Source organism: Citrobacter sp. FDAARGOS_156, assembly GCF_001559235.2.
GTDB classification, from domain to species: Bacteria; Pseudomonadota; Gammaproteobacteria; order Enterobacterales; family Enterobacteriaceae; genus Citrobacter; species Citrobacter youngae.
Genome location: NZ_CP014030.2, coordinates 4,522,195 through 4,548,487, shown reverse-complemented (window position 1 = coordinate 4,548,487; position 26,293 = coordinate 4,522,195). Strand labels below are relative to the sequence as shown.

General features: G+C 50.7%; 29 protein-coding genes, 3 tRNA genes and 4 rRNA genes. 26 read left to right on the top strand and 10 right to left on the bottom strand.

Going from position 1 to position 26,293, the window contains the following annotated elements; all coding sequences use genetic code 11:
* Positions 1 to 7 precede the first annotated feature (7 nt).
* The 13 genes from rpsE to arfA all read left to right on the top strand — a co-directional run bounded on the left by rpsE (position 8) and on the right by arfA (position 6,808).
* Entirely contained in the window at positions 8 to 511 is a 504-nt protein-coding gene (gene rpsE / locus AL515_RS22480) for a 30S ribosomal protein S5 (RefSeq protein ID WP_003031131.1), read from the top strand.
* 3 nt (positions 512 to 514) lie between these two features.
* Entirely contained in the window at positions 515 to 694 is a 180-nt protein-coding gene (rpmD, locus tag AL515_RS22475; protein ID WP_001140434.1) for a 50S ribosomal protein L30, read from the top strand.
* A 3-nt stretch (positions 695 to 697) separates the two neighbouring features.
* The gene (rplO, locus tag AL515_RS22470; protein WP_003031132.1) at positions 698 to 1,132 is read left to right on the top strand and encodes a 50S ribosomal protein L15; all 435 of its coding nucleotides are present in this window, start codon (positions 698 to 700) and stop codon (positions 1,130 to 1,132) included.
* A 7-nt stretch (positions 1,133 to 1,139) separates the two neighbouring features.
* Positions 1,140 to 2,471 (top strand): preprotein translocase subunit SecY, encoded by a 1,332-nt coding sequence (secY, locus tag AL515_RS22465; RefSeq protein WP_001118864.1) that lies wholly within the window; start codon positions 1,140 to 1,142, stop codon positions 2,469 to 2,471.
* A 30-nt stretch (positions 2,472 to 2,501) separates the two neighbouring features.
* Complete coding sequence (gene rpmJ / locus AL515_RS22460) at positions 2,502 to 2,618, top strand: 50S ribosomal protein L36 (RefSeq protein ID WP_000868187.1); 117 nt, start codon at positions 2,502 to 2,504, stop codon at positions 2,616 to 2,618.
* Between the two features lie 146 nt (positions 2,619 to 2,764).
* Positions 2,765 to 3,121, top strand: coding sequence for a 30S ribosomal protein S13 (gene rpsM / locus AL515_RS22455; RefSeq protein WP_003031135.1), 357 nt, complete (start codon positions 2,765 to 2,767; stop codon positions 3,119 to 3,121).
* A 16-nt stretch (positions 3,122 to 3,137) separates the two neighbouring features.
* Positions 3,138 to 3,527, top strand: a complete 390-nt coding sequence (rpsK, locus tag AL515_RS22450) for a 30S ribosomal protein S11 (protein ID WP_003031137.1) — start codon at positions 3,138 to 3,140, stop codon at positions 3,525 to 3,527.
* A gap of 33 nt (positions 3,528 to 3,560) precedes the next feature.
* On the top strand, positions 3,561 to 4,181 hold the full coding sequence (rpsD, locus tag AL515_RS22445; RefSeq protein WP_003031138.1) for a 30S ribosomal protein S4: 621 nt from the start codon (positions 3,561 to 3,563) through the stop codon (positions 4,179 to 4,181).
* Positions 4,182 to 4,206: 25 nt separating this feature from the next.
* On the top strand, positions 4,207 to 5,196 hold the full coding sequence (locus tag AL515_RS22440; protein WP_003031139.1) for a DNA-directed RNA polymerase subunit alpha: 990 nt from the start codon (positions 4,207 to 4,209) through the stop codon (positions 5,194 to 5,196).
* Positions 5,197 to 5,236: 40 nt separating this feature from the next.
* Positions 5,237 to 5,620, top strand: a complete 384-nt coding sequence (gene rplQ, locus AL515_RS22435; protein WP_001216370.1) for a 50S ribosomal protein L17 — start codon at positions 5,237 to 5,239, stop codon at positions 5,618 to 5,620.
* Positions 5,621 to 5,727: 107 nt separating this feature from the next.
* Positions 5,728 to 6,096, top strand: coding sequence for a DUF1992 domain-containing protein (locus AL515_RS22430; RefSeq protein ID WP_048213522.1), 369 nt, complete (start codon positions 5,728 to 5,730; stop codon positions 6,094 to 6,096).
* Positions 6,097 to 6,106: 10 nt separating this feature from the next.
* A complete protein-coding gene (gene zntR / locus AL515_RS22425) occupies positions 6,107 to 6,532 on the top strand; it encodes a Zn(2+)-responsive transcriptional regulator (protein ID WP_048213521.1) in 426 nt (141 codons plus the stop codon).
* A gap of 57 nt (positions 6,533 to 6,589) precedes the next feature.
* On the top strand, positions 6,590 to 6,808 hold the full coding sequence (arfA, locus tag AL515_RS22420) for an alternative ribosome-rescue factor ArfA (protein ID WP_048213520.1): 219 nt from the start codon (positions 6,590 to 6,592) through the stop codon (positions 6,806 to 6,808).
* Here the strand turns inward: arfA and mscL are convergent.
* The 5 genes from mscL to def all read right to left on the bottom strand — a co-directional run bounded on the left by mscL (position 6,805) and on the right by def (position 11,572).
* Positions 6,805 to 7,218 carry a large-conductance mechanosensitive channel protein MscL gene (gene mscL, locus AL515_RS22415; RefSeq protein ID WP_003031152.1) on the bottom strand — a complete coding sequence of 138 codons (414 nt, stop codon included), beginning with the start codon at positions 7,216 to 7,218 and terminating at the stop codon, positions 6,805 to 6,807. The two genes, arfA and mscL, sit on opposite strands and share 4 nt — an antisense overlap.
* Positions 7,219 to 7,359: 141 nt before the next feature.
* Complete coding sequence (gene trkA, locus AL515_RS22410) at positions 7,360 to 8,736, bottom strand: Trk system potassium transporter TrkA (protein ID WP_003031153.1); 1,377 nt, start codon at positions 8,734 to 8,736, stop codon at positions 7,360 to 7,362.
* Between the two features lie 21 nt (positions 8,737 to 8,757).
* On the bottom strand, positions 8,758 to 10,047 hold the full coding sequence (rsmB, locus tag AL515_RS22405; RefSeq protein WP_061068719.1) for a 16S rRNA (cytosine(967)-C(5))-methyltransferase RsmB: 1,290 nt from the start codon (positions 10,045 to 10,047) through the stop codon (positions 8,758 to 8,760).
* A 53-nt stretch (positions 10,048 to 10,100) separates the two neighbouring features.
* Positions 10,101 to 11,048 (bottom strand): methionyl-tRNA formyltransferase, encoded by a 948-nt coding sequence (fmt, locus tag AL515_RS22400; protein ID WP_061068718.1) that lies wholly within the window; start codon positions 11,046 to 11,048, stop codon positions 10,101 to 10,103.
* Positions 11,049 to 11,062: 14 nt separating this feature from the next.
* Positions 11,063 to 11,572, bottom strand: a complete 510-nt coding sequence (def, locus tag AL515_RS22395) for a peptide deformylase (protein ID WP_040232019.1) — start codon at positions 11,570 to 11,572, stop codon at positions 11,063 to 11,065.
* Between the two features lie 129 nt (positions 11,573 to 11,701).
* Between def and dprA the strand changes: the two genes are divergently transcribed.
* From dprA to AL515_RS22365, 6 genes are read left to right on the top strand one after another with little or no spacing between them, the layout of a single operon-like run.
* On the top strand, positions 11,702 to 12,826 hold the full coding sequence (gene dprA / locus AL515_RS22390) for a DNA-protecting protein DprA (protein WP_048213517.1): 1,125 nt from the start codon (positions 11,702 to 11,704) through the stop codon (positions 12,824 to 12,826).
* Complete coding sequence (gene smg / locus AL515_RS22385) at positions 12,798 to 13,271, top strand: DUF494 family protein Smg (RefSeq protein WP_005134083.1); 474 nt, start codon at positions 12,798 to 12,800, stop codon at positions 13,269 to 13,271. The genes dprA and smg overlap by 29 nt, the downstream gene beginning before the upstream one ends.
* Before the next feature lie 26 nt (positions 13,272 to 13,297).
* Positions 13,298 to 13,840, top strand: a complete 543-nt coding sequence (locus AL515_RS22380) for a DNA topoisomerase family protein (protein ID WP_048213516.1) — start codon at positions 13,298 to 13,300, stop codon at positions 13,838 to 13,840.
* A gap of 3 nt (positions 13,841 to 13,843) precedes the next feature.
* Positions 13,844 to 14,416, top strand: coding sequence for an L-threonylcarbamoyladenylate synthase type 1 TsaC (gene tsaC, locus AL515_RS22375; RefSeq protein ID WP_048213515.1), 573 nt, complete (start codon positions 13,844 to 13,846; stop codon positions 14,414 to 14,416).
* Position 14,417: 1 nt separating this feature from the next.
* On the top strand, positions 14,418 to 15,239 hold the full coding sequence (gene aroE, locus AL515_RS22370) for a shikimate dehydrogenase (protein WP_061068717.1): 822 nt from the start codon (positions 14,418 to 14,420) through the stop codon (positions 15,237 to 15,239).
* A complete protein-coding gene (locus AL515_RS22365) occupies positions 15,236 to 15,493 on the top strand; it encodes a DUF1488 domain-containing protein (protein ID WP_061068716.1) in 258 nt (85 codons plus the stop codon). Before aroE ends, AL515_RS22365 begins: the two co-directional genes overlap by 4 nt.
* Here the strand turns inward: AL515_RS22365 and AL515_RS22360 are convergent.
* Positions 15,469 to 16,023, bottom strand: a complete 555-nt coding sequence (locus AL515_RS22360) for a gamma carbonic anhydrase family protein (RefSeq protein WP_048213512.1) — start codon at positions 16,021 to 16,023, stop codon at positions 15,469 to 15,471. The two genes, AL515_RS22365 and AL515_RS22360, sit on opposite strands and share 25 nt — an antisense overlap.
* Positions 16,024 to 16,494: 471 nt before the next feature.
* Between AL515_RS22360 and AL515_RS22345 the strand changes: the two genes are divergently transcribed.
* The 7 genes from AL515_RS22345 (at position 16,495) to rrf (AL515_RS22315) (ending at position 21,929) form a co-directional block, all read left to right on the top strand.
* Positions 16,495 to 18,034 (top strand): 16S ribosomal RNA (locus tag AL515_RS22345).
* Between the two features lie 71 nt (positions 18,035 to 18,105).
* A tRNA-Ile gene (locus AL515_RS22340) sits at positions 18,106 to 18,182 on the top strand.
* Between the two features lie 105 nt (positions 18,183 to 18,287).
* A tRNA-Ala gene (locus AL515_RS22335) sits at positions 18,288 to 18,363 on the top strand.
* Between the two features lie 206 nt (positions 18,364 to 18,569).
* Positions 18,570 to 21,476: ribosomal RNA gene (locus AL515_RS22330) — 23S ribosomal RNA — on the top strand.
* Between the two features lie 92 nt (positions 21,477 to 21,568).
* Positions 21,569 to 21,684 (top strand): 5S ribosomal RNA (rrf, locus tag AL515_RS22325).
* Between the two features lie 14 nt (positions 21,685 to 21,698).
* Positions 21,699 to 21,774 (top strand) — tRNA-Thr (locus AL515_RS22320).
* 39 nt (positions 21,775 to 21,813) lie between these two features.
* Positions 21,814 to 21,929 (top strand): 5S ribosomal RNA (gene rrf, locus AL515_RS22315).
* The 16S, 23S and 5S rRNA genes sit together here with 3 tRNA genes alongside, the layout of an rRNA operon.
* Before the next feature lie 149 nt (positions 21,930 to 22,078).
* Here the strand turns inward: rrf (AL515_RS22315) and AL515_RS22310 are convergent.
* From AL515_RS22310 to AL515_RS22295, 4 genes are all read right to left on the bottom strand, one after another.
* Positions 22,079 to 22,837, bottom strand: coding sequence for an amino acid ABC transporter ATP-binding protein (locus AL515_RS22310; protein ID WP_061068714.1), 759 nt, complete (start codon positions 22,835 to 22,837; stop codon positions 22,079 to 22,081).
* Positions 22,838 to 22,844: 7 nt separating this feature from the next.
* Complete coding sequence (locus tag AL515_RS22305; protein ID WP_048213471.1) at positions 22,845 to 23,948, bottom strand: amino acid ABC transporter permease; 1,104 nt, start codon at positions 23,946 to 23,948, stop codon at positions 22,845 to 22,847.
* A gap of 9 nt (positions 23,949 to 23,957) precedes the next feature.
* Entirely contained in the window at positions 23,958 to 25,139 is a 1,182-nt protein-coding gene (locus AL515_RS22300; protein WP_061068713.1) for an amino acid ABC transporter permease, read from the bottom strand.
* Between the two features lie 69 nt (positions 25,140 to 25,208).
* Positions 25,209 to 26,234 (bottom strand): amino acid ABC transporter substrate-binding protein, encoded by a 1,026-nt coding sequence (locus AL515_RS22295; protein ID WP_061068712.1) that lies wholly within the window; start codon positions 26,232 to 26,234, stop codon positions 25,209 to 25,211.
* Between the last annotated feature and the right edge of the window lie 59 nt (positions 26,235 to 26,293).

Genomic DNA, 26,293 nt, shown 5'->3' with positions numbered 1-26,293 from the left:
GTGTAAGATGGCTCACATCGAAAAACAAGCTGGCGAACTGCAGGAAAAGCTGATCGCGGTTAACCGCGTATCTAAAACCGTTAAAGGTGGTCGTATTTTCTCCTTCACAGCTCTGACTGTAGTTGGTGATGGTAACGGTCGCGTTGGTTTTGGTTACGGTAAAGCGCGTGAAGTTCCAGCAGCGATCCAGAAAGCGATGGAAAAAGCCCGTCGCAATATGATTAACGTCGCGCTGAACCACGGCACCCTGCAGCACCCGGTTAAGGGTACTCACACGGGTTCTCGTGTCTTCATGCAGCCGGCTTCCGAAGGTACCGGTATCATCGCCGGTGGTGCAATGCGCGCCGTTCTGGAAGTCGCTGGAGTTCGTAACGTTCTGGCTAAAGCGTATGGTTCCACTAACCCGATTAACGTGGTTCGTGCAACTATCGATGGTCTGGAAAATATGAAATCTCCGGAAATGGTCGCTGCCAAGCGTGGTAAATCCGTTGAAGAAATTCTGGGGAAATAAACCATGGCAAAGACTATTAAAATTACTCAAACCCGCAGTGCAATCGGTCGTCTGCCGAAACACAAGGCAACGCTGCTTGGCCTGGGTCTGCGTCGTATTGGTCACACCGTAGAGCGCGAGGATACTCCTGCTGTTCGTGGTATGGTCAACGCGGTTTCCTTCATGGTTAAAGTTGAGGAGTAAGAGATGCGTTTAAATACTCTGTCTCCGGCCGAAGGCTCTAAAAAAGCGGCTCGCCGCCTGGGTCGTGGTATCGGTTCTGGCCTCGGTAAAACCGGTGGTCGTGGTCACAAAGGTCAGAAGTCTCGTTCTGGCGGTGGCGTACGTCGCGGTTTCGAGGGTGGTCAGATGCCTCTGTACCGTCGTCTGCCGAAATTCGGCTTCACTTCACGTAAAGCAGCGATTACAGCCGAAGTTCGTCTGTCTGACCTGGCTAAAGTTGAAGGCGGTGTTGTAGACCTGAACACGCTGAAAGCAGCCAACATTATCGGTATCCAGATCGAGTTCGCGAAAGTGATCCTGGCTGGTGAAGTCACTACTCCGGTAACTGTTCGTGGCCTGCGTGTTACTAAAGGCGCTCGTGCTGCTATCGAAGCTGCTGGCGGTAAAATCGAGGAATAAGTAGCAGATGGCTAAACAACCGGGATTAGATTTTCAAAGTGCCAAAGGTGGCTTAGGCGAGCTGAAACGCAGACTGCTGTTTGTAATCGGCGCGCTGATTGTGTTCCGTATTGGCTCTTTCATTCCGATCCCTGGTATTGATGCCGCTGTACTTGCCAAACTGCTTGAGCAACAGCGAGGCACCATCATTGAAATGTTTAACATGTTCTCTGGTGGTGCACTCAGCCGTGCTTCTATCTTTGCTCTGGGGATCATGCCGTATATTTCGGCGTCGATCATTATCCAGCTGCTGACGGTGGTTCATCCAACGCTGGCAGAAATTAAGAAAGAAGGGGAGTCTGGTCGTCGTAAGATCAGCCAGTACACCCGTTACGGTACTCTGGTGCTGGCTATATTCCAGTCGATCGGTATTGCTACCGGTCTGCCGAATATGCCTGGTATGCAGGGCCTGGTGATGAACCCAGGCTTTGCATTCTATTTCACCGCTGTTGTAAGTCTGGTTACAGGGACGATGTTCCTGATGTGGTTGGGTGAACAGATTACTGAACGTGGTATCGGCAACGGTATCTCAATCATTATCTTCGCCGGTATTGTCGCGGGACTCCCGCCAGCCATTGCCCATACTATCGAGCAAGCGCGTCAAGGCGACCTGCACTTCCTCGTGTTGCTGTTGGTTGCAGTATTAGTATTCGCAGTGACGTTCTTTGTTGTATTTGTTGAGCGTGGTCAACGCCGCATTGTGGTAAACTACGCGAAACGTCAGCAAGGTCGTCGTGTCTATGCTGCACAGAGCACACATTTACCGCTGAAAGTGAATATGGCGGGGGTAATCCCGGCAATCTTCGCTTCCAGTATTATTCTGTTCCCGGCGACCATCGCGTCATGGTTCGGGGGCGGGACTGGTTGGAACTGGCTGACAACAATTTCGCTGTATTTGCAGCCTGGGCAACCGCTTTATGTGTTACTCTATGCGTCTGCAATCATCTTCTTCTGTTTCTTCTACACGGCGTTGGTTTTCAACCCGCGTGAAACAGCAGATAACCTGAAGAAGTCCGGTGCATTTGTACCAGGAATTCGTCCGGGAGAGCAAACGGCGAAGTATATCGATAAAGTAATGACCCGCCTGACTCTGGTTGGTGCGCTCTACATTACCTTTATCTGCCTGATCCCGGAGTTCATGCGTGATGCAATGAAAGTACCGTTCTACTTCGGTGGGACCTCACTGCTTATCGTTGTTGTCGTGATTATGGACTTTATGGCTCAAGTGCAAACTCTGATGATGTCAAGTCAGTACGAGTCTGCATTGAAGAAGGCGAATCTGAAAGGCTACGGCCGTTAACAGTCGCCCGAGAAGTTACGGAGAGTAAAAATGAAAGTTCGTGCTTCCGTCAAGAAATTATGCCGTAACTGCAAAATCGTTAAGCGTGATGGTGTCATCCGTGTGATTTGCAGTGCCGAGCCGAAGCATAAACAGCGCCAAGGCTGATTTATTCGCATATTTTTCTTGCAAAGTTGGGTTGAGCTGGCTAGATTAGCCAGCCAATCTTTTGTATGTCTGTGCGTTTCCATTTGAGTATCCTGAAAACGGGCTTTTCAGCATGGTGCGTACATATTAAATAGTAGGAGTGCATAGTGGCCCGTATAGCAGGCATTAACATTCCTGATCAGAAACATGCTGTGATCGCATTAACTTCGATCTACGGCGTCGGCAAGACCCGTTCTAAAGCCATTCTGGCTGCTGCGGGTATCGCTGAAGATGTTAAGATCAGTGAGCTGTCTGAAGAACAAATCGACACGCTGCGTGACGAAGTTGCCAAATTTGTCGTTGAAGGTGATCTGCGCCGTGAAGTTAGCATGAGCATCAAGCGCCTTATGGATCTTGGTTGCTATCGCGGTTTGCGTCATCGTCGTGGTCTCCCGGTTCGCGGTCAGCGTACCAAGACCAACGCACGTACCCGTAAGGGTCCGCGCAAACCGATCAAGAAATAATCGGGGTGATTGAATAATGGCAAAGGCACCAATTCGTGCACGTAAACGTGTAAGAAAACAAGTCTCTGACGGCGTGGCTCATATCCATGCTTCTTTTAACAACACCATCGTTACCATTACTGATCGTCAGGGTAACGCACTGGGTTGGGCAACAGCCGGTGGTTCCGGTTTCCGTGGTTCTCGCAAATCCACTCCGTTTGCAGCTCAGGTTGCAGCAGAGCGTTGCGCTGAAGCCGTAAAAGAATACGGTATCAAGAATCTGGAAGTTATGGTCAAAGGACCGGGTCCAGGTCGCGAATCTACTGTTCGTGCTCTGAACGCCGCTGGTTTCCGCATCACTAATATTACTGATGTGACTCCGATCCCTCATAACGGTTGTCGTCCGCCGAAAAAACGTCGCGTATAACGCTGTCGTTTCTAGGATTGTTGGAGAAAGAAAATGGCAAGATATTTGGGTCCTAAGCTCAAGCTGAGCCGTCGTGAGGGCACTGACTTATTCCTTAAGTCTGGCGTTCGCGCGATCGATACCAAGTGTAAAATTGAACAAGCTCCTGGCCAGCACGGTGCGCGTAAACCGCGTCTGTCTGACTATGGTGTGCAGTTGCGTGAAAAGCAAAAAGTTCGCCGTATCTACGGTGTGCTGGAGCGTCAGTTCCGTAACTACTACAAAGAAGCAGCGCGTCTGAAAGGCAACACCGGTGAAAACCTGTTGGGTCTGCTGGAAGGTCGTCTGGACAACGTTGTATACCGTATGGGCTTCGGTGCCACTCGTGCAGAAGCACGTCAGCTGGTCAGCCATAAAGCAATTATGGTAAACGGTCGTGTTGTTAACATCGCTTCTTATCAGGTTAGTCCGAATGACGTTGTTAGCATTCGTGAGAAAGCGAAGAAGCAGTCTCGCGTGAAAGCCGCTCTGGAGCTGGCTGAGCAGCGTGAAAAGCCAACCTGGCTGGAAGTTGATGCTGGCAAGATGGAAGGTACGTTCAAGCGTAAGCCGGAGCGTTCTGATCTGTCTGCGGACATTAACGAACACCTGATCGTCGAGCTTTACTCCAAGTAAAGCTTAGTACCAAAGAGAGGACACAATGCAGGGTTCTGTGACAGAGTTTCTAAAACCGCGCCTGGTAGATATCGAGCAAGTGAGTTCGACGCACGCCAAGGTGACCCTTGAGCCTTTAGAGCGTGGCTTTGGCCATACTTTGGGTAACGCACTGCGCCGTATTCTGCTCTCATCGATGCCGGGTTGCGCGGTGACCGAGGTTGAGATTGATGGTGTACTACATGAGTACAGCACCAAAGAAGGCGTTCAGGAAGATATCCTGGAAATCCTGCTCAACCTGAAAGGGCTGGCGGTGAGAGTTCAGGGTAAAGATGACGTTATTCTTACCTTGAATAAATCTGGCATTGGCCCTGTGACTGCAGCCGACATTACCCATGATGGGGATGTCGAAATCGTCAAGCCACAGCACGTGATCTGCCACCTGACCGATGAGAATGCATCTATTAGCATGCGTATCAAAGTTCAGCGCGGTCGTGGTTATGTGCCGGCTTCTACCCGAATTCATTCGGAAGAAGATGAGCGCCCAATCGGCCGTCTGCTGGTCGACGCATGCTACAGCCCTGTAGAGCGTATTGCCTACAATGTTGAAGCAGCGCGTGTAGAACAGCGTACCGACCTGGACAAGCTGGTCATCGAAATGGAAACCAACGGCACAATCGATCCTGAAGAGGCGATTCGTCGTGCGGCGACCATTCTGGCTGAACAACTGGAAGCTTTCGTTGATTTACGTGATGTACGTCAGCCGGAAGTTAAAGAAGAGAAACCAGAATTCGATCCGATCCTGCTGCGCCCTGTTGACGATCTGGAATTGACTGTCCGCTCTGCTAACTGCCTCAAAGCAGAAGCTATCCACTATATCGGTGATCTGGTACAGCGTACTGAGGTTGAGCTTCTTAAGACGCCTAACCTTGGTAAAAAATCTCTTACCGAGATTAAAGACGTGCTGGCTTCCCGTGGACTGTCTCTGGGCATGCGCCTGGAAAACTGGCCACCGGCAAGCATCGCTGACGAGTAACCGGATCACAGGTTAAGGTTTTACTGAGAAGGATAAGGTCATGCGCCATCGTAAGAGTGGTCGTCAACTGAACCGCAACAGCAGCCATCGCCAGGCTATGTTCCGCAATATGGCAGGTTCACTGGTTCGTCATGAAATCATCAAGACGACTCTGCCGAAAGCGAAAGAGCTGCGTCGCGTAGTTGAGCCGCTGATTACTCTTGCCAAGACTGATAGCGTAGCTAATCGTCGTCTGGCATTCGCCCGCACTCGTGATAACGAGATCGTGGCAAAACTGTTTAACGAACTGGGCCCGCGTTTCGCGAGCCGCGCCGGTGGTTACACTCGCATTCTGAAGTGTGGCTTCCGTGCAGGCGACAACGCGCCGATGGCATACATCGAGCTGGTTGATCGTTCAGAGAAAACAGAAGCTGCTGCAGAGTAATCTGTAGTAACGTAAAAAAACCCGCCTCGGCGGGTTTTTTTATATCCGTCATATCCCCACTTATCTACAATATCTGTACTCTTTTTGTTCATCCCCTGGAGTGTTGTATGTGGTTACTGGACCAGTGGGCAGAGCGCCATATTATTGATGCACAAGCTAAAGGCGAGTTTGATGATTTACCGGGAACGGGCGAACCGCTGACTCTTGACGATGACTCCCATGTCCCGCCTGAACTCCGAGCCGGATACCGTTTATTAAAAAATGCAGGTTGCCTCCCTCCTGAGCTCGAGCAACGCAGAGAAGCAATACAGCTGCTTGAAATACTCGCGGGGATCCGCAAAGATGATCCAAGTTATCCGGAGGTGAGCCGAAGACTGTCGCTGCTGGAACTTAAACTTCGGCAGGCTGGACTCAGCATCGAGTTTTTGCGCGGTGACTACGCAGATAAGCTGCTAAAAAAGATCAACGATGAATAGCGGAGAGAGCATGTACCGAATTGGTGAAATAGCGAAACTGGCTGACGTGACGCCAGATACTATCCGCTACTATGAAAAGCAGCAGATGATGGAGCATGAAGTGCGTACTGAAGGCGGATTTCGCCTCTATACAGAAAGCGATCTTCAGCGCCTGAAGTTTATTCGTTATGCCCGCCAGCTTGGTTTCACTCTGGAGTCGATCCGCGAATTGCTTTCGATCCGTGTTGATCCCGAACACCATACCTGTCAGGAATCAAAAGGGATCGTCCAGGAAAGACTGCAAGAAGTCGAAGCACGTATTGCCGAACTTCAGACGATGCAGCGGTCTCTGCAGCGATTAAATGATGCATGCTGCGGCAAGGCACATAGCAGCGTGTACTGCTCTATTCTTGAAGCTCTTGAGCAAGGCGCCAGTGGAACAATATCAGGCTGTTGATTTCTTGAACTGCCGGGTCTACACTCGCGGCGTAAATTACTACAAACTGGAGATATTATGAGTCGTTATCAGCACACCAAAGGGCAGATAAAAGACAACGCCATTGAGGCGCTTCTGCATGACCCACTGTTCAGACAGCGCGTTGAGAAGAATAAAAAAGGTAAAGGTAGTTATCTGCGTAAAGGTAAACATGGCAATCGGGGTAACTGGGAGGCCAGTGGCAAGAAAGTGAATCACTTTTTTACCACTGGCCTTCTGGTTTCAGTGAGTGCTTAAGAACGGTTATTTTGTTCTTTCAGCAGGTCACGAATTTCACTCAGCAATACTTCTTCTTTCGAGGGAGCTGGCGGTGCAGCCGGCTCTTCCGCTTTTTTACGATTCAGTTTGTTGATCAGTTTGATTGCCATAAAGATAGCAAACGCCACAATAATGAAATCAAATACGTTCTGAATAAATACACCGTAATGCATAACGACAGCCGGGATGTCTCCCTGCGCATCGCGTAATGTCAAAGCAAACTGTTTAAAATCGATCCCACCAATTAACAACCCCAGTGGCGGCATGATGATATCGGCAACCAGCGATGAAACAATCTTACCGAATGCCGCACCAATAATGACACCCACTGCCAAATCGACAACATTCCCGCGCATCGCGAATTCGCGAAACTCTTTAATAATGCTCATTTTATTCTCCCTATGCAGCTGACGTTTATAAGTTTAACAAATGTTTAGGCAATTTCCATTTATGTATTGCCGAAAGGAAAATTTATTAGACCATGAAATATAAAGGGAAATAAAAAGGGCGCTGTATTCGCGCCCAAATTATTACAGGAAGAAAGGACTTGGCTGGAATAGTCGCTCGACGTCAGTAATAAACTTTTTGTCTGTCAGGAACATGATAACGTGATCACCCTGCTCAATACGCAGGTTGTCATTGGCTATCATCACGTCGTTACCTCGCACTACCGCACCAATAATGGTACCGGGTGGAAGTTTAATTTCATCAATTGAGCGTCCCACAACCCGAGATGTTGTTTCATCCCCGTGTGCGACGGCTTCAATGGCTTCCGCGACGCCACGGCGTAGTGAAGAAACGCCGACAATGTCAGCTTTACGTACGTGACTGAGCAGCGCGGAGATGGTCGCCTGCTGCGGTGAAATAGCAATATCGATCACGCTACCTTGCACCAGATCGACGTATGCTCTGCGTTGGATTAACACCATCACTTTCTTGGCACCCATCCGTTTGGCAAGCATCGCCGACATGATATTCGCTTCATCATCGTTGGTCACTGCGATAAACAGATCAACTTGATCAATATGTTCTTCAGCCAGCAGCTCTTGATCCGAGGCATCACCGAAAAAGACGATCGTATTTTGCAATTTCTCCGCAAGCTCGGATGCCCGTTGCTGATTGCGCTCGATCAGTTTGACGCTGTAATCTTTTTCCAGACGTCGGGCCAGACCAGCACCGATATTACCGCCACCCACTAACATAATACGCTTGTAGGGTTTTTCCAGACGCTGCAGTTCACTCATTACGGCGCGAATATGCTGTGATGCCGCAATAAAGAAGACTTCATCACCCGCTTCAACGATCGTAGAACCTTGTGGACGGATTGGTCGGTCATGACGGAAAATCGCCGCAACGCGGGTATCGATGTGCGGCATATGTTCACGCATTGTTGACAGCGCATTACCGATAAGCGGCCCGCCGTAATAGGCTTTTACTACTGCCAGACTGACTTTACCTTCGGCAAAATTGACTACCTGCAATGCACCCGGATATTCAATCAGTCGATAAATGCTATCGATAACCAGTTGCTCCGGCGCAATCAGGTGATCGATAGGTACCGCATCGGATTGGAATAGCTTGTCCGCATCACGAACATAATCCGGTGAACGAATACGGGCGATGCGATTAGGCGTATTAAACAGTGAATAAGCTACCTGGCAGGCAACCATATTTGTTTCATCTGAGCTGGTTACGGCAACCAGCATATCGGCATCGTCGGCCCCAGCTTCACGCAGTACGCGAGGATGTGAACCGTGCCCTTGCACGACGCGGAGATCAAACTTGTCCTGCAGGCTGCGCAGGCGTTCACCATTGGTATCGACTACCGTGATATCGTTGTTTTCTCCGACCAGGTTTTCAGCCAGCGTACCGCCAACTTGCCCTGCGCCCAGAATGATAATTTTCATCAGTCGCGACCCGTTATCTCATCACTTTTTGATTAGCTTAGCGTAAAAGAAGCCATCGCCATCTTCCGCACCTGGTAAATTCTGACGTCCGGGTTTTTCCGGCGTACCGGTTTCGCTTAATACCGCATCCGGCGTGCGTGCCAGGAAGGCGGTAATTTGCTGCTGGTTTTCTTCTGGCAGGATAGAGCACGTTGCATAAACCAGCGTGCCGCCAGGTTTAAGATGTAACCAGGTTGCATTCAGGATCTCGGCCTGCAATTGGGCAAGTTCGGCAATATCCCGGTCGCGGCGCAGCCATTTGATATCCGGATGGCGACGAATCACCCCGGTGGCAGAACACGGAGCATCCAGCAAAATACGGTCAAACTGTTGTTCGCCACACCATTGTTGTGGATATCGACCATCACCCTGTTTTACGGTTGCCTTCATGCCGAGGCGTTTCAGATTGTCGTAAACGCGCGATAAGCGTTTCTCATCGACATCGACGGCCATCACGTTAGCTTGCGGAGCAACTTCCAGAATGTGCGTCGTTTTACCGCCCGGCGCGCAGCACAGGTCAAGGATCTGTTCGCCGTCCTCCGGCAACAGATAGGTTACGCATCCTTGAGCTGAAGCATCCTGGACGGTTACCCAGCCTTCATCAAAGCCTGGGAGGGCGTGCACAGGAGTCGGTGTTTCCAGACGCACGGCATCCGGATAATCGGGATGCGGGAAGCCGGTTAGCCCCACTTCGCTAAGCAGGTCCAGCCAGGCATCGCGGGTATGGTGGTTACGATTGACACGCAGCCACATCGGTGGTCGCTGATTATTGGCTTCAAGAATAGCTTCCCACTGCTGCGGATAAGCGGCCTTAATACGTTTCACCAGCCAGGAAGGGTGTAAGAAACGTAAATCGCTTTGCGCGAACTCGGCCAGCAGTTCATCCTGACGACGCTGAAACTGGCGCAACACGCCGTTGATCAACCCTTTAAGCTGCGGACGCTTTATGACAACCGCACCTTCGACAGTCTCAGCCAGCGCAGCGTGCGGTGGAATACGGGTATGCAGTAGTTGGTAGAAGCCCACCATGATCAGATAGTGAACGGTGCGCTGTTTGCCCGTCATTGGACGTTCCATCAGCTGCTGGATCATCCACTCCAGTTGGGAGAGCGTGCGTAATACGCCGAAGCAAAGTTCCTGCAACAGCGCCTTATCTTTGTCGGCTACTTTTTGCTGCATGGCGGGCAGTACGTTACTCAACGATTGGCCCTTTTCGACAACCTGTTCGACAGCCTGGGCCGCCATACTGCGTAAATTAAGATGTTTTTTCATAAGCGCAAAAATAAAAATGCCCGGAGGCTCCGGGCTTTAAAAGAGATGAACCGTCAGATCAGACGATTCCCGGGCACAAACCACTCCCGACGCGAATTGAGCAGATCCTGTGCGCTCATCGCTTTCTTACCGGCAGGCTGTAAAGCGATGAGATTCAGGATGCCGTCGCCTGTTGCGACCTGGATGCCCTGCTTTGTCGCCTCGAGGATGGTGCCTGGTGCAGACTGTGTGTTCACAGCAATAACAGAAGCTTTCCAGACTTTCACTGGCTGACCTTCGATTTCAAGCCAGCTCATTGGCCACGGGTTAAAGGCGCGGATACAGCGTTCCAACTGAGTGGCCGAAAGCGACCAGTCGATACGTGCCTCTTCTTTGCTGAGTTTTTCTGCATGCGTAACCAGAGATTCATCCTGAACAACTGGTTTTATTGTGCCAGCAGCAAGCTGTTTTAGCGTTTCAATCAGCCCCTGAGGCCCTAAATCTGCCAGCTTGTCGTATAACGAACCGCTGGTATCTTCTGCCGTAATTGGGCACGACAGCTTATGCAGCATATCTCCGGTGTCCAGACCGACATCCATCTGCATGATGGTTACACCTGTTTCGGTGTCGCCTGCCCACAATGAACGCTGGATCGGTGCGGCCCCACGCCAGCGTGGAAGCAGAGAACCATGAACGTTGATGCAACCCAGACGCGGCATGTCCAGTACGGCTTTTGGCAGAATCAGGCCATATGCCACCACCACCATTACATCAGCGTGCAGATCAGAAACCAGTTGTTGGTTTTCCTGGGGACGAAGAGATACAGGTTGGAAAACGGGTATCCCTTTTTCTTCCGCCAGCACTTTTACCGGGCTGGGCATCAGCTTTTTACCACGTCCCGCAGGGCGGTCCGGTTGGGTAAACACCCCAACGACGTTATGTCCAGAAGACAACAGCGCGTCGAGATGACGCGCTGCAAAGTCAGGTGTACCCGCAAAAATAATACGTAGTGAGTCTGACACGTTGATTCTTGTCCTTAAGCTCGGGCGTTCAGGCGGTCGAGTTTTTCAACTTTCTGACGAATACGTTGTTGCTTCAACGGAGACAGATAATCGATAAACAGTTTACCGACCAGGTGATCCATTTCATGTTGGATGCAGATAGCCAACAGGCCATCGGCCTCCAGTTCAAAAGGCTTACCGTCGCGATCGAGCGCACGAATTTTTACTTTTTCAGCGCGCGGTACTAATGCACGTTGTTCAGGAATAGACAGGCAGCCTTCTTCAATGCCCGTTTCACCGTCTTTTTCCAGCAGCTCTGGGTTAATGAGTACCAGACGCTCGTCACGGTTTTCAGAGACATCAATAACAATGATGCGCTGATGAATATCGACCTGTGTTGCGGCCAGACCGATACCTTCTTCGGCGTACATCGTTTCGAACATATCATCAACGATACGCTGAATTTCTGCATTCACTTCTTCAACCGGCTTTGCGACTTTGCGAAGACGCTCGTCCGGAATATGTAACACTTGCAAAACTGACATAGTTATCCAGAGTTGTGTTCAGGAATTGGAAAGATTATTACCTCTATTCTAGACAAAACCCGCTCTGATTGACAGCATCAGTGACCAATCGCAAAGATTGCCAGGACTGCTTGTGGCAGGGGAACAGGGATGACCCATATTGAGATTTGGTTACGTTTAGCACAAGTGAATGAACTGTATGGTGATGAGATGGTGCGCACTGCTCGCTGGCTTATCGCTCAACCGAGTATTAACAATACGGTACTTCGGCATGCAGGGTTCACTCCTCGCCAGGTCGAACGTTTTCTGGCCTTTTCTGAACAGTCACTGGAAAAAACGCTGCGTTGGCTTGAGTTACCCCATCATCATCTGGTTTTTGCCGACAGCAAGTATTTTCCGCCGCAACTGCGTGCTATTGAGGATTACCCTGGCGTACTTTTCATTGCTGGCCGCCCTGAGTGTCTTCACTCATTTCAAGTTGCTGTTGTCGGCAGTCGGCAGTACTCCTGGTATGGCGAACGATGGGCGCGGTTGTTCTGCGAAAAGCTTTCAGCATGTGGTGTGACGATCACTAGCGGACTGGCTAAAGGGATTGACGGTGTGGCGCATACTGCAGCGATAAACACACACGGGGCCAGTATTGCGGTACTGGGAAATGGTTTGGAAACTATATATCCACGGCGACATGTTCGTCTTGCCGAAAGTTTGATAGAGGCCGGAGGTGCTCTGGTGTCCGAGTTTCCTTTGGATATGCTCCCTTTACCGCGTAATTTTCCTCGACGAAATCGCATTATTAGTGGTCTAAGTAAGGGAGTACTGGTTGTTGAAGCGGCACAGCGTAGTGGCTCATTAGTCACTGCACGCTGTGCGCTGGAACAAGGACGGGAGGTTTTTGCTTTGCCTGGACCGATAGGGAGTCCGGGAAGTGAAGGTCCCCATTGGCTCATTCAGCAGGGAGCCATGCTTGTGACGGCACCAGAGGAAATACTGGAAAGTTTGCAATATGGGCTGCAATGGCTGCCAGATGAGCCTGAAAAATCAATTTATTCGCCGGATCACGAAGAGGTGGCATTGCCATTTTCAGAGCTCCTGGCTAACGTAGGAGATGAGGTAACACCTGTTGACGTCGTCGCTGAACGTGCCGGCCAACCTGTGCCAGAGGTAGTGGCTCAACTGCTCGAACTGGAGTTAGCAGGATGGATCGCAGCTGTACCCGGCGGCTATGTCCGATTGAGGAGGGCAAGCCATGTTCGACGTACTAATGTATTTGTTTGAGACATATATTCATAACGAAGCTGAGCTGCGGGTGGATCAGGACAAACTGGAACGGGATCTTACCGACGCTGGTTTTGATCGTGAAGACATCTACAACGCGTTACTGTGGCTGGAAAAGCTTGCTGATTATCAGGACGGCCTTGCAGAACCTATGCAGCTTGCATCAGATCCCCTTTCTGTACGTATTTATACTGCAGAAGAGTGCGATCGGCTGGATGCGAGCTGTCGGGGGTTCCTGCTATTCCTGGAGCAGATTCAGGTGCTAAACCTCGAAACGCGAGAAATGGTGATAGAGCGCGTACTTGCGCTGGATACGGCTGAGTTTGATCTGGAAGACCTGAAGTGGGTGATCCTGATGGTTCTGTTCAACATTCCAGGCTGCGAAAATGCCTATCAGCAAATGGAAGAATTACTCTTTGAAGTGAATGAAGGTATGCTGCATTAATCAATCTTCATTCAGTATGAGTTGTTATGGCTAAATCAGCACTGTTTACGGTGCGTAAAAACGAGCCCTGCCCACAATGTGGGGCTGAACTGGTTATTCGTTCCGGGAAACACGGCCCGTTTCTTGGTTGCTCACACTATCCAGAATGCGATTATGTCCGTCCGCTGAAATCATCTGCGGACGGACATATAGTCAAAGTTCTGGAGGGTAAATTCTGCCCTGCATGTGGCGCTGAACTGGTGCTGAGGCAGGGACGATTCGGTATGTTTATTGGGTGCAGTGATTACCCTGCCTGCGATCACACTGAGCTTATCGATAAGCCTGATGAAACCGCAGTAGTGTGCCCCCAATGCCAGACGGGCCACTTGGTTCAGCGGCGTTCACGTTATGGCAAAACCTTCTACTCCTGCGATCGCTATCCGGAGTGTCAGTTTGTCATTAACTTCAAACCGTTAGCGGGAGAGTGTCCAGAGTGCCACTATCCGCTACTCATCGAAAAGAAAACCGCGCAGGGTGCGAAGCATTTCTGTGCCAGTAAACAATGTGGAAAGCCGATCCCGGCGGAATAAAAAGTGAATAAAAACCTGCCTACGGACCCCATCGCTGCCGCGATAGAGGTTCTGCAACAAGAAAATGTCATCGCTTATCCAACAGAAGCCGTTTTTGGTGTCGGTTGCAATCCTGACAGCGAAACGGCGGTAATGCGTCTGTTGGAACTCAAACAACGTCCAATTGATAAAGGTTTGATTTTGATTGCAGCAAGCTTTGATCAACTCAAACCGTATATTGATGACAGTATGCTCACCGATGCTCAACGTGAAGCAGTTTTCGCTCGCTGGCCTGGCCCTGTCACCTTCGTTTTCCCGGCTCCTGCGACAACGCCGCGTTGGCTAACCGGTCGTTTTGATTCGCTCGCCGTGCGCGTCACGGATCACCCGCTGGTGGTTGCATTGTGCCAGGCTTATGGCAAGCCATTAGTTTCTACCAGTGCCAATCTGAGTGGACTGGCACCCTGCAGAACGGTAGAGGAAGTACGAGCGCAGTTCGGGGAAGATTTTCCAGTGGTTGAAGGTAATACCGGCGGACGTTTGAATCCCTCGGAAATCAGAGATGCTTTGACGGGTGAACAGTTTCGACAGGGGTAATATGAAAGAAGCCTATGCTGTTTTTGGTAATCCGGTAGCACACAGCAAATCGCCTTTTATTCATCAGCAATTTGCAGAGCAGCTGAAGATTGATCACTCTTATGGTCGGGTGTTGGCGCCGATCAATAACTTTGTGAATACGCTCAATGCCTTTTTTGCTGATGGGGGGAAAGGGGCTAATGTTACCGTTCCTTTTAAAGAAGAGGCTTTTGCGCGTGCTGATGAACTAACAGAGCGGGCATCGCTGGCTGGGGCGGTCAATACTCTAAAACGGCTGGAGGATGGGCGTTTACTGGGTGATAACACCGATGGTATCGGCCTGCTTAGCGATCTTGAGCGTTTGTCTTTCATTCATCCCGGGTCTCGTATCCTGTTGATTGGGGCTGGTGGAGCGTCCCGTGGCGTGTTGCTGCCTCTCCTGTCTATGGATTGCGCGGTGACTATTGTTAATCGCACCGCCTCACGTGCTGAAGAATTGGCGCAGATCTTCTCCCATACCGGCAGCGTTCAGGCGGTAGGAATGGATGAGCTGGATAATTACACCTTCGATCTGATCATCAACGCAACGTCCAGTGGTATTAGCGGTGATGTTCCAGCCATTCCTGCATCGCTTATTCATTCTTCGGTTTATTGCTACGACATGTTCTATCAAAAGGGGAATACTCCGTTCCTTTCCTGGTGCGTATCGCATGGTGCAAAACATTGTGCTGATGGTTTGGGAATGCTGGTGGGGCAAGCGGCACATGCTGTTTTGCTCTGGCATGGTGTACTACCGGAGATTGAGCCTGTGATTAAAACACTGCAACAGGAACTTTCTGCATGAATCAGGCGATTCAATTCCCTGATAGGGAAGAGTGGGTGGCGGATATTAATTCCGTCGTCTTCCCGGCGATGGTTCATGGTATGCAGCTAAAATGTGCCATAAAAGGAGAGACGCTGGCGCATCGCTTTGGCGGCGACACGCCTGAACAGTGGCTTGAAACTTTTCGCGAATATCGCTGGGATCTGGAAGAAGAGGCTGAAGCATTGATCCAGGCCCAGCAGGAAGATTCTCAAGGTTGGGTCTGGTTATCCTGACCTAAATACTCATCTTTCCACTTCACGTAGTTGTCAGCAGAATACTGTAGGCCTGCTTTCTCTTCATCAGTTAGTGGGCGGATTTGTTTAACCGGGCTTCCCAGATACAGATATCCGCTTTCCAGGCGTTTGTTTTGTGGAACCAGGCTCCCAGCCCCAATCATAACGTCGTCTTCTACGACTACGCCATCCAGCAAAATCGATCCCATACCGACTAAAACGCGGTTGCCAATGATGCAACCGTGTAGCATGACTTTATGACCAACCGTAACGTCCTCACCCACGATCAGTGGATTACCCTGCGGATTAGACGTGGATTTATGCGTGACATGGAGAACGCTGCCGTCCTGGATGTTTGTACGGGCGCCAATCTGTACGTAGTTCACATCGCCACGAATCGCAACCAGTGGCCAAATCCCGACATCATCAGCCAGACGAGCATCGCCAATGACAACACTACTACTATCGATCATGACGCGTTTGCCGATCTGTGGGAAAAGATCCTTATAAGGACGTAGTACATCAGACATGTTTACCTCAATGAAAATAGGGCGGTAATGAAGACTTTGGTTGGATTATTGAGACTGTGCAAGTGGTTTAGCTATCAAAAATCAGCCAAATTGCACAGGAATGTAGCGAAAGGAGTGAAAAACAAGCATTCGGCAAAAAAGATCCAAAAAACACTTGTGCTAAAAAATGGGATCCCTATAATGCGCCTCCATCGACACGGCGGATGTGAATCACTTCACGCAAACGGCCGGGCCGGTTGAAGAGAAAAACCTGAAAATGAGGGTTGACTCTGAAAGAGGAAAGCGTAATATACGCCACCTCGCGACAGAGCGCTAAAGCGCGTCGCAACTGCTCTTTAACAATTTATCAGACAATCTGTGTGGGCACTCGAAGATACGGATTCTTAACGTCGCAAGACGAAAAATGAATACCAAGTCTCTGAGTGAACATACGTAATTCATTACGAAGTTTAATTCACGAGCATCAAACTTAAATTGAAGAGTTTGATCATGGCTCAGATTGAACGCTGGCGGCAGGCCTAACACATGCAAGTCGAACGGTAGCACAGAGAGCTTGCTCTTGGGTGACGAGTGGCGGACGGGTGAGTAATGTCTGGGAAACTGCCCGATGGAGGGGGATAACTACTGGAAACGGTAGCTAATACCGCATAACGTCGCAAGACCAAAGAGGGGGACCTTCGGGCCTCTTGCCATCGGATGTGCCCAGATGGGATTAGCTAGTAGGTGGGGTAACGGCTCACCTAGGCGACGATCCCTAGCTGGTCTGAGAGGATGACCAGCCACACTGGAACTGAGACACGGTCCAGACTCCTACGGGAGGCAGCAGTGGGGAATATTGCACAATGGGCGCAAGCCTGATGCAGCCATGCCGCGTGTATGAAGAAGGCCTTCGGGTTGTAAAGTACTTTCAGCGAGGAGGAAGGCGTTGTGGTTAATAACCGCAGCGATTGACGTTACTCGCAGAAGAAGCACCGGCTAACTCCGTGCCAGCAGCCGCGGTAATACGGAGGGTGCAAGCGTTAATCGGAATTACTGGGCGTAAAGCGCACGCAGGCGGTCTGTCAAGTCGGATGTGAAATCCCCGGGCTCAACCTGGGAACTGCATCCGAAACTGGCAGGCTAGAGTCTTGTAGAGGGGGGTAGAATTCCAGGTGTAGCGGTGAAATGCGTAGAGATCTGGAGGAATACCGGTGGCGAAGGCGGCCCCCTGGACAAAGACTGACGCTCAGGTGCGAAAGCGTGGGGAGCAAACAGGATTAGATACCCTGGTAGTCCACGCCGTAAACGATGTCGACTTGGAGGTTGTGCCCTTGAGGCGTGGCTTCCGGAGCTAACGCGTTAAGTCGACCGCCTGGGGAGTACGGCCGCAAGGTTAAAACTCAAATGAATTGACGGGGGCCCGCACAAGCGGTGGAGCATGTGGTTTAATTCGATGCAACGCGAAGAACCTTACCTACTCTTGACATCCAGAGAACTTGGCAGAGATGCTTTGGTGCCTTCGGGAACTCTGAGACAGGTGCTGCATGGCTGTCGTCAGCTCGTGTTGTGAAATGTTGGGTTAAGTCCCGCAACGAGCGCAACCCTTATCCTTTGTTGCCAGCGGTCCGGCCGGGAACTCAAAGGAGACTGCCAGTGATAAACTGGAGGAAGGTGGGGATGACGTCAAGTCATCATGGCCCTTACGAGTAGGGCTACACACGTGCTACAATGGCGCATACAAAGAGAAGCGACCTCGCGAGAGCAAGCGGACCTCATAAAGTGCGTCGTAGTCCGGATTGGAGTCTGCAACTCGACTCCATGAAGTCGGAATCGCTAGTAATCGTGGATCAGAATGCCACGGTGAATACGTTCCCGGGCCTTGTACACACCGCCCGTCACACCATGGGAGTGGGTTGCAAAAGAAGTAGGTAGCTTAACCTTCGGGAGGGCGCTTACCACTTTGTGATTCATGACTGGGGTGAAGTCGTAACAAGGTAACCGTAGGGGAACCTGCGGTTGGATCACCTCCTTACCTTAAAGAAGCGTTCTTTGAAGTGCTCACACAGATTGTCTGATGAAAATTAGCAGTAAGAAAATCTCTGCAGGCTTGTAGCTCAGGTGGTTAGAGCGCACCCCTGATAAGGGTGAGGTCGGTGGTTCAAGTCCACTCAGGCCTACCAAATTCTTTCTGATACCGCGTTGTGAAACGACTCGCATACTTCAGTATGCTTCGCCGCTCCACGCCTTGTCTCAGCAAGAATTAAGGTGAATGAGATAACTACGATGGGGCTATAGCTCAGCTGGGAGAGCGCCTGCTTTGCACGCAGGAGGTCTGCGGTTCGATCCCGCATAGCTCCACCATCTTTACTGCAAAAACACAAGAAAACTTCAGAGTGTACCTGAAAAGGTTCACTGCGAAGTTTTGCTCTTTAAAAATCTGGATCAAGCTGAAAATTGAAACGACACACTGTTTCATTTCTCCGTAATAAGAAATGAAAAATGGTGTGTTCGAGTCTCTCAAATTTTCGCAACACGGTGGTGTTTTACGAAACATCTTCGGGTTGTGAGGTTAAGCGACTAAGCGTACACGGTGGATGCCCTGGCAGTCAGAGGCGATGAAGGACGTGCTAATCTGCGATAAGCGTCGGTAAGGTGATATGAACCGTTATAACCGGCGATTTCCGAATGGGGAAACCCAGTGTGATTCGTCACACTATCATTACGTGAATACATAGCGTAATGAAGCGAACCGGGGGAACTGAAACATCTAAGTACCCCGAGGAAAAGAAATCAACCGAGATTCCCCCAGTAGCGGCGAGCGAACGGGGAGCAGCCCAGAGTCTGAATCAGCTTGTGTGTTAGTGGAACGGTCTGGAAAGTCCGACGGTACAGGGTGATAGTCCCGTACACCAAAATGCACAGGTTGTGAACTCGAAGAGTAGGGCGGGACACGTGGTATCCTGTCTGAATATGGGGGGACCATCCTCCAAGGCTAAATACTCCTGACTGACCGATAGTGAACCAGTACCGTGAGGGAAAGGCGAAAAGAACCCCGGCGAGGGGAGTGAAAAAGAACCTGAAACCGTGTACGTACAAGCAGTGGGAGCCTACTTGTTAGGTGACTGCGTACCTTTTGTATAATGGGTCAGCGACTTATATTCTGTAGCAAGGTTAACCGAATAGGGGAGCCGAAGGGAAACCGAGTCTTAACTGGGCGTTAAGTTGCAGGGTATAGACCCGAAACCCGGTGATCTAGCCATGGGCAGGTTGAAGGTTGGGTAACACTAACTGGAGGACCGAACCGACTAATGTTGAAAAATTAGCGGATGACTTGTGGCTGGGGGTGAAAGGCCAATCAAACCGGGAGATAGCTGGTTCTCCCCGAAAGCTATTTAGGTAGCGCCTCGTGAACTCATCTTCGGGGGTAGAGCACTGTTTCGGCTAGGGGGTCATCCCGACTTACCAACCCGATGCAAACTGCGAATACCGAAGAATGTTATCACGGGAGACACACGGCGGGTGCTAACGTCCGTCGTGAAGAGGGAAACAACCCAGACCGCCAGCTAAGGTCCCAAAGTCACAGTTAAGTGGGAAACGATGTGGGAAGGCACAGACAGCCAGGATGTTGGCTTAGAAGCAGCCATCATTTAAAGAAAGCGTAATAGCTCACTGGTCGAGTCGGCCTGCGCGGAAGATGTAACGGGGCTAAACTGTGCACCGAAGCTGCGGCAGCGACACTATGTGTTGTTGGGTAGGGGAGCGTTCTGTAAGCCGTTGAAGGTGTGTCGTGAGGCATGCTGGAGGTATCAGAAGTGCGAATGCTGACATAAGTAACGATAATGCGGGTGAAAAACCCGCACGCCGGAAGACCAAGGGTTCCTGTCCAACGTTAATCGGGGCAGGGTGAGTCGACCCCTAAGGCGAGGCCGAAAGGCGTAGTCGATGGGAAACAGGTTAATATTCCTGTACTTGGTGTTACTGCGAAGGGGGGACGGAGAAGGCTATGTTAGCCGGGCGACGGTTGTCCCGGTTTAAGCATGTAGGCGGAACGATTAGGTAAATCCGGTCGTTTATTAACGCTGAGGTGTGATGACGAGGCACTACGGTGCTGAAGTAACAAATGCCCTGCTTCCAGGAAAAGCCTCTAAGCATCAGGTAACACGAAATCGTACCCCAAACCGACACAGGTGGTCAGGTAGAGAATACCAAGGCGCTTGAGAGAACTCGGGTGAAGGAACTAGGCAAAATGGTGCCGTAACTTCGGGAGAAGGCACGCTGATATGTAGGTGAAGTGATTTACTCATGGAGCTGAAATCAGTCGAAGATACCAGCTGGCTGCAACTGTTTATTAAAAACACAGCACTGTGCAAACACGAAAGTGGACGTATACGGTGTGACGCCTGCCCGGTGCCGGAAGGTTAATTGATGGGGTTATCCGTAAGGAGAAGCTCTTGATCGAAGCCCCGGTAAACGGCGGCCGTAACTATAACGGTCCTAAGGTAGCGAAATTCCTTGTCGGGTAAGTTCCGACCTGCACGAATGGCGTAATGATGGCCAGGCTGTCTCCACCCGAGACTCAGTGAAATTGAACTCGCTGTGAAGATGCAGTGTACCCGCGGCAAGACGGAAAGACCCCGTGAACCTTTACTATAGCTTGACACTGAACACTGGTCCTTGATGTGTAGGATAGGTGGGAGGCTTTGAAGTGTGGACGCCAGTCTGCATGGAGCCAACCTTGAAATACCACCCTTTAATGGCTGGTGTTCTAACGTGGACCCGTAATCCGGGTTGCGGACAGTGTCTGGTGGGTAGTTTGACTGGGGCGGTCTCCTCCTAAAGAGTAACGGAGGAGCACGAAGGTTAGCTAATCCTGGTCGGACATCAGGAGGTTAGTGCAAAGGCATAAGCTAGCTTGACTGCGAGAGTGACGGCTCGAGCAGGTGCGAAAGCAGGTCTTAGTGATCCGGTGGTTCTGAATGGAAGGGCCATCGCTCAACGGATAAAAGGTACTCCGGGGATAACAGGCTGATACCGCCCAAGAGTTCATATCGACGGCGGTGTTTGGCACCTCGATGTCGGCTCATCACATCCTGGGGCTGAAGTAGGTCCCAAGGGTATGGCTGTTCGCCATTTAAAGTGGTACGCGAGCTGGGTTTAGAACGTCGTGAGACAGTTCGGTCCCTATCTGCCGTGGGCGCTGGAGAATTGAGGGGGGCTGCTCCTAGTACGAGAGGACCGGAGTGGACGCATCACTGGTGTTCGGGTTGTCATGCCAATGGCATTGCCCGGTAGCTAAATGCGGAAGAGATAAGTGCTGAAAGCATCTAAGCACGAAACTTGCCCCGAGATGAGTTCTCCCTGAGACTATAAGTCTCCTGAAGGAACGTTAAAGACGATGACGTTGATAGGTCGGGTGTGTAAGTGTAGCGATACATTGAGCTAACCGATACTAATGAACCGTGAGGCTTAACCTTACAACGCCGAAGATGTTTTGGCGAAGAGACATCAGATTCAGCTTGATTACAGATGACATCAGAACGCAGAAGCGGTCTGATAACAGAATTTGCCTGGCGGCTGTAGCGCGGTGGTCCCACCTGACCCCATGCCGAACTCAGAAGTGAAACGCCGTAGCGCCGATGGTAGTGTGGGGTCTCCCCATGCGAGAGTAGGGAACTGCCAGGCATCAAATTTAGTGTGCTGATATGGCTCAGTTGGTAGAGCGCACCCTTGGTAAGGGTGAGGTCCCCAGTTCGACTCTGGGTATCAGCACCAGTTTTTCGGGTTAAAGTTTGGCACTTAGTAAAGAATTTGCCTGGCGGCTGTAGCGCGGTGGTCCCACCTGACCCCATGCCGAACTCAGAAGTGAAACGCCGTAGCGCCGATGGTAGTGTGGGGTCTCCCCATGCGAGAGTAGGGAACTGCCAGGCATCAAATAAAAGCGAAAGGCCCAGTCGAAAGACTGGGCCTTTTTGCTTTTTTAACGTATCAGGGAAAATAGGCCGGATACGCGTAAACGCTTTACCCGGCCCACGAGGTTGATATTGCTGTCGGTCTGATACGTGCAGGCAATTGGGCATTAATGTATAACCTGCGACAAAAAGGCACGGGTTCGTTCGGATTTAGGATGGGCAAAAAATTCATCTGGAGGCGCCTGTTCGACAATCTCTCCAAGATCCATAAAGATCACCCGATCCGCTACCGTGCGGGCGAACCCCATTTCATGTGTTACACACAGCATTGTCATTCCCGATTGCGCCAGGCCAATCATCGTATCCAGCACTTCCTTTACCATTTCGGGATCTAACGCTGACGTGGGTTCGTCAAACAGCATGATTTTGGGTTTCATACACAGCGAGCGCGCAATAGCGACACGCTGTTGCTGACCACCGGAAATTTGCCCGGGATATTTATGTGCATGTTCAGCAATGCGGACCCGCTCAAGGTAGTGCATTGCCAGCACTTCGGCTTCTTTCTTCGGCATCTTTTGCACCCAAATAGGAGCCAGTGTGCAGTTTTGCAGAACCGTTAAATGAGGGAAGAGATTAAAGTGCTGAAAGACCATGCCAACTTCCTGTCTGACACGTTCGATATTGCGGATATCTTCGTTGAGCTCGATTCCATCCACGACAATACGCCCTTGCTGATGTTCTTCCAGATGGTTAATACAGCGAATAGTCGTCGATTTTCCGGAACCAGAAGGCCCACACAATACGATACGCTCTCCCTGTTTTACCTGTAGGTTGATATTTTTCAGGACATGAAACTGCCCATACCATTTGTTGACGTTTTCCAGCGTAATCATCGCGTCAGTGGACGGCATTACTAGTTGGCTCATAAATTCCTCAGTGCGGTGTACGCCCGGTGTTAAAACGTTTTTCCAGATGCTGGCTATAACGCGACATGCTGAAACAGAAAACCCAGTAAATCAGTGCAGCGAAAACATATCCTTCTGTCGACATTCCCAGCCAGGCCGGGTCGACAGTTGCTTGCTGGACGCTGCTAAAGAGATCAAACAGGCCGATGATAATGACCAGGCTGGTATCCTTGAATAGCGCGATGATGGTATTGACCAGGCCGGGAATGACCAGCTTCAGCGCCTGGGGAAGAATAACCAACCCCTGCGTTTTCCAGTACCCAAGCGCCAGTGATTCAGCCGCTTCATATTGACCTTTTGGTAAGGCCTGTAATCCTCCGCGTACCACTTCAGCAACATAGGCTGACTGGAAGAGAATGACACCAACCAGTGCCCGAATAAGTTTGTCGATAGTTGTACCCTCCGACATAAATAGCGGGAGCATGACTGAGGACATAAACAGGACGGTTATAAGCGGCACACCACGCCAGAACTCAATGAAAATGACCGATAAAACACGCACGATCGGCATATGAGAACGGCGGCCTAACGCCAGTAAAATGCCCCACGGAAGCGCGCCTGCAATACCCACGGATGCGATGATAAGCGTCAGTGTTAATCCACCCCACTGGCGAGTTTCTACGCGCTCAAGCCCGAAAAAACCCCCGTACATCAGCCACCAAACCACCACTGGATAAATGACGGCCCAGACGGCGATATAGCGGCCACGGTGGGGGATGATTTTCAAGAACATCGGGATGAAGGAAAGCAGACCAATAATCAGAGCCAGATTGACGCGCCAGCGTTGATCGTGTGGATACAGTCCATACATAAATTGCCCGAAGCGTTCATGGATGAAAACCCAGCAAGCCCCTGCTTTTGTACAATCGGCCCGGCTAGAACCGACCCAGTTGGCCTGCAGGAATGCCCAGTTCAACAGCGGGGGAAGGAACGACCAAATAAGCCACACGCATAGCAATGTGAGCAGGCTGTTTGACCAACTAGAGAACAGGTTTTTACGTACCCAAAATAGAATGCGACTTGCCTGGTTACTGCTCGGGCGCGCGGGGCGAGACAGCAGTGCTTTTGTCATCATGGCTCCTTAGCGCTCAATCAGTGCGATGCGGCGGTTATAAATATTCATCAACAGAGAAATGCTCAGGCTGATGATCAGGTACACCGACATGGTGATGGCGATAGTTTCGATGGCCTGTCCTGTTTGATTGAGCACAGTACCGGCAAACAATGACACCATATCCGGATAGCCAATGGCGGCTGCGAGAGAGGAGTTCTTGACGATATTCAGATACTGGCTGGTCAATGGGGGAATGATGACGCGCAGCGCCTGTGGGATGATCACCTGGCGCAGCGTTACCGGATTTGGCAGGCCCAGCGAGCGTGCGGCTTCATGTTGGCCATAAGGAACAGCCTGAATCCCCGCCCGGATAATTTCAGCAATAAACGCTGAGGTATACACCGAAAGCGCCAGCGTCAGGGCAGCCAGTTCGGGAATAAGCACCATACCGCCACGGAAGTTAAACCCGCGCAGTTCAGGGATATCCCAGTGCAGCGCCGCACCGAAAATCCAATGTGAAATCATCGGTAGAAACACGATTAGCATCAGGGCTGTTGGCCATGTTCGGCGCAACTGGCCTGTTTTGGTCTGGTGCATTTTGTTGAAGCGAAATAACCCAATGGTGATGATGACGGCAAGCATGATTGCGGCACAGAAGGTAATCAGACCTTCTCCCATCTGTGGCGCCGGAATGTAGAGCCCGCGATTGCTCAGAAAGACCAGATCCAGGGTACTAACAGCCTGCCGCGGTCCGGGCAAATTCCGCAATACGGCAAAATACCAAAAGAAGATCTGCAGCAATGGCGGGATATTGCGGAACGTTTCGATATAAATCGTAGAGAGCTTTCGTAGTAACCAGTTATCCGACAGCCGTGCCAGCCCGAGAAAAAAGCCGAGAAATGATGCGAAAACAATGCACAACGCAGAGACTAATAGCGTATTAAGCAGACCGACGATAAAAACGCGGCCATATGTATCGCCTTGCTCGTAATCAATCAGATGCTGGACGATACCAAATCCGGCACTGCGTTCGAGAAAAGAAAATCCCGAGGTAATACCGCGACTGCTCAGGTTATTAATGGTGTTATGAATGAGATAGATCGCAATGCTAACGACCGCAATCACAGCGAGTATTTGAAATAACCAGGCGCGGACCGCAGGGTTAGAAAAGGATAACGATCCTTTTACGTTTGAGCGGCGATGGGACATAAGAAAACCTCGGTAACTATGACTCTGGGCTGAGCGCCGCAGTTGCGGCGCTCGTTGCATCACTGCGCATTAGCGCACGGGTGGTGCATACTGAATGCCACCGTTATTCCAGAGGTTGTTCTGCCCACGCTTGATCTTCAGCGGGCTTTCCGATCCAACGTTACGCTCAAAGATCTCCGAGTAGTTACCTACCTGCTTGATAATGTTATAAGCCCATTTGTTATCAAGTTTCAGATCCTTGCCATAATCCCCCTCTTTACCTAGCAGGTGCGCCATATCCGGTGTTGCAGGATTTGCCGCTTTTTCGTCAACATTTTTCGAATTAACCCCCATCTCTTCGGCGTTCAGCATAGCGAACAACGTCCAGCGAACAATCGAGAACCACTCGTCGTCACCACGACGCACGACTGGCCCCAGTGGCTCTTTAGAAATAACTTCTGGCAGTACAATCCATTCTGCGGGGTTGCTCAGTTTGATCCGCAGGGCGTACAACTGAGACTGGTCGGAGGCAAGTGTATCGCAGCGCCCTGATTCGAGAGCTTTAGCGGACTCATCAGAACGGTCAAAGGTGACAGGGGTATACTTCATGTTATTGGCTTTAAAGTAGTCGGCCACATTCAGTTCAGTATCTGTTCCTGCCTGAATACAAACCGTTGCGCCATCCAGCTCTTTAGCGCTCTTCAGGCCCGCTTTATTGTGGGTAAGAAAACCGATGCCGTCGTAATACGTTACGCCAGTGAAAGACATTCCCATTCCGGCATCGCGAGAAGAGGTCCATGTGGTATTACGGGAAAGCATATCGACCTCACCAGACTGTAACGCGGTGAAGCGTTCTTTGGCGGTGAGTGGGGTATATTTTACTTTGCTGTCATCACCAAATACGGCAGCGGCAACGCCACGACATACATCGACATCAATACCTGAGAACTTACCGCTTGCATCAGCGTAAGAAAAACCAGGCAGGCCATCACTGATACCACATTGCACAAAACCCTTTTTCTGTACGGCATCGAGAGTTGCGCCGGCATGTGCCTGATTTGCAACCGCAAGCAGCACGCCGGCCGCAGCCAGGCTGGCTATTATCATCTTTTTCATAGAGCATCCTGTGTGGAGGAATTATTGTTATGGAAACGTTCTGAAAACGTCTTTTACCT

Bases quoted from the DNA above. Each gene is read 5' to 3' on its own strand.
- rpsE (WP_003031131.1), top strand. From the start codon at position 8: ATGGCTCACATCGAAAAACAAGCTGGCGAACTGCAGGAAAAGCTGATC.
- rpmD (WP_001140434.1), top strand. From the start codon at position 515: ATGGCAAAGACTATTAAAATTACTCAAACCCGCAGTGCAATCGGTCGT.
- rplO (WP_003031132.1), top strand. From the start codon at position 698: ATGCGTTTAAATACTCTGTCTCCGGCCGAAGGCTCTAAAAAAGCGGCT.
- secY (WP_001118864.1), top strand. From the start codon at position 1,140: ATGGCTAAACAACCGGGATTAGATTTTCAAAGTGCCAAAGGTGGCTTA.
- rpmJ (WP_000868187.1), top strand. From the start codon at position 2,502: ATGAAAGTTCGTGCTTCCGTCAAGAAATTATGCCGTAACTGCAAAATC.
- rpsK (WP_003031137.1), top strand. From the start codon at position 3,138: ATGGCAAAGGCACCAATTCGTGCACGTAAACGTGTAAGAAAACAAGTC.
- rpsD (WP_003031138.1), top strand. From the start codon at position 3,561: ATGGCAAGATATTTGGGTCCTAAGCTCAAGCTGAGCCGTCGTGAGGGC.
- AL515_RS22440 (WP_003031139.1), top strand. From the start codon at position 4,207: ATGCAGGGTTCTGTGACAGAGTTTCTAAAACCGCGCCTGGTAGATATC.
- rplQ (WP_001216370.1), top strand. From the start codon at position 5,237: ATGCGCCATCGTAAGAGTGGTCGTCAACTGAACCGCAACAGCAGCCAT.
- AL515_RS22430 (WP_048213522.1), top strand. From the start codon at position 5,728: ATGTGGTTACTGGACCAGTGGGCAGAGCGCCATATTATTGATGCACAA.
- zntR (WP_048213521.1), top strand. From the start codon at position 6,107: ATGTACCGAATTGGTGAAATAGCGAAACTGGCTGACGTGACGCCAGAT.
- arfA (WP_048213520.1), top strand. From the start codon at position 6,590: ATGAGTCGTTATCAGCACACCAAAGGGCAGATAAAAGACAACGCCATT.
- mscL (WP_003031152.1), bottom strand. From the start codon at position 7,218: ATGAGCATTATTAAAGAGTTTCGCGAATTCGCGATGCGCGGGAATGTT.
- trkA (WP_003031153.1), bottom strand. From the start codon at position 8,736: ATGAAAATTATCATTCTGGGCGCAGGGCAAGTTGGCGGTACGCTGGCT.
- rsmB (WP_061068719.1), bottom strand. From the start codon at position 10,047: ATGAAAAAACATCTTAATTTACGCAGTATGGCGGCCCAGGCTGTCGAA.
- def (WP_040232019.1), bottom strand. From the start codon at position 11,572: ATGTCAGTTTTGCAAGTGTTACATATTCCGGACGAGCGTCTTCGCAAA.
- dprA (WP_048213517.1), top strand. From the start codon at position 11,702: ATGACCCATATTGAGATTTGGTTACGTTTAGCACAAGTGAATGAACTG.
- smg (WP_005134083.1), top strand. From the start codon at position 12,798: ATGTTCGACGTACTAATGTATTTGTTTGAGACATATATTCATAACGAA.
- AL515_RS22380 (WP_048213516.1), top strand. From the start codon at position 13,298: ATGGCTAAATCAGCACTGTTTACGGTGCGTAAAAACGAGCCCTGCCCA.
- aroE (WP_061068717.1), top strand. From the start codon at position 14,418: ATGAAAGAAGCCTATGCTGTTTTTGGTAATCCGGTAGCACACAGCAAA.
- AL515_RS22365 (WP_061068716.1), top strand. From the start codon at position 15,236: ATGAATCAGGCGATTCAATTCCCTGATAGGGAAGAGTGGGTGGCGGAT.
- AL515_RS22360 (WP_048213512.1), bottom strand. From the start codon at position 16,023: ATGTCTGATGTACTACGTCCTTATAAGGATCTTTTCCCACAGATCGGC.
- AL515_RS22310 (WP_061068714.1), bottom strand. From the start codon at position 22,837: ATGAGCCAACTAGTAATGCCGTCCACTGACGCGATGATTACGCTGGAA.
- AL515_RS22305 (WP_048213471.1), bottom strand. From the start codon at position 23,948: ATGACAAAAGCACTGCTGTCTCGCCCCGCGCGCCCGAGCAGTAACCAG.
- AL515_RS22300 (WP_061068713.1), bottom strand. From the start codon at position 25,139: ATGTCCCATCGCCGCTCAAACGTAAAAGGATCGTTATCCTTTTCTAAC.
- AL515_RS22295 (WP_061068712.1), bottom strand. From the start codon at position 26,234: ATGAAAAAGATGATAATAGCCAGCCTGGCTGCGGCCGGCGTGCTGCTT.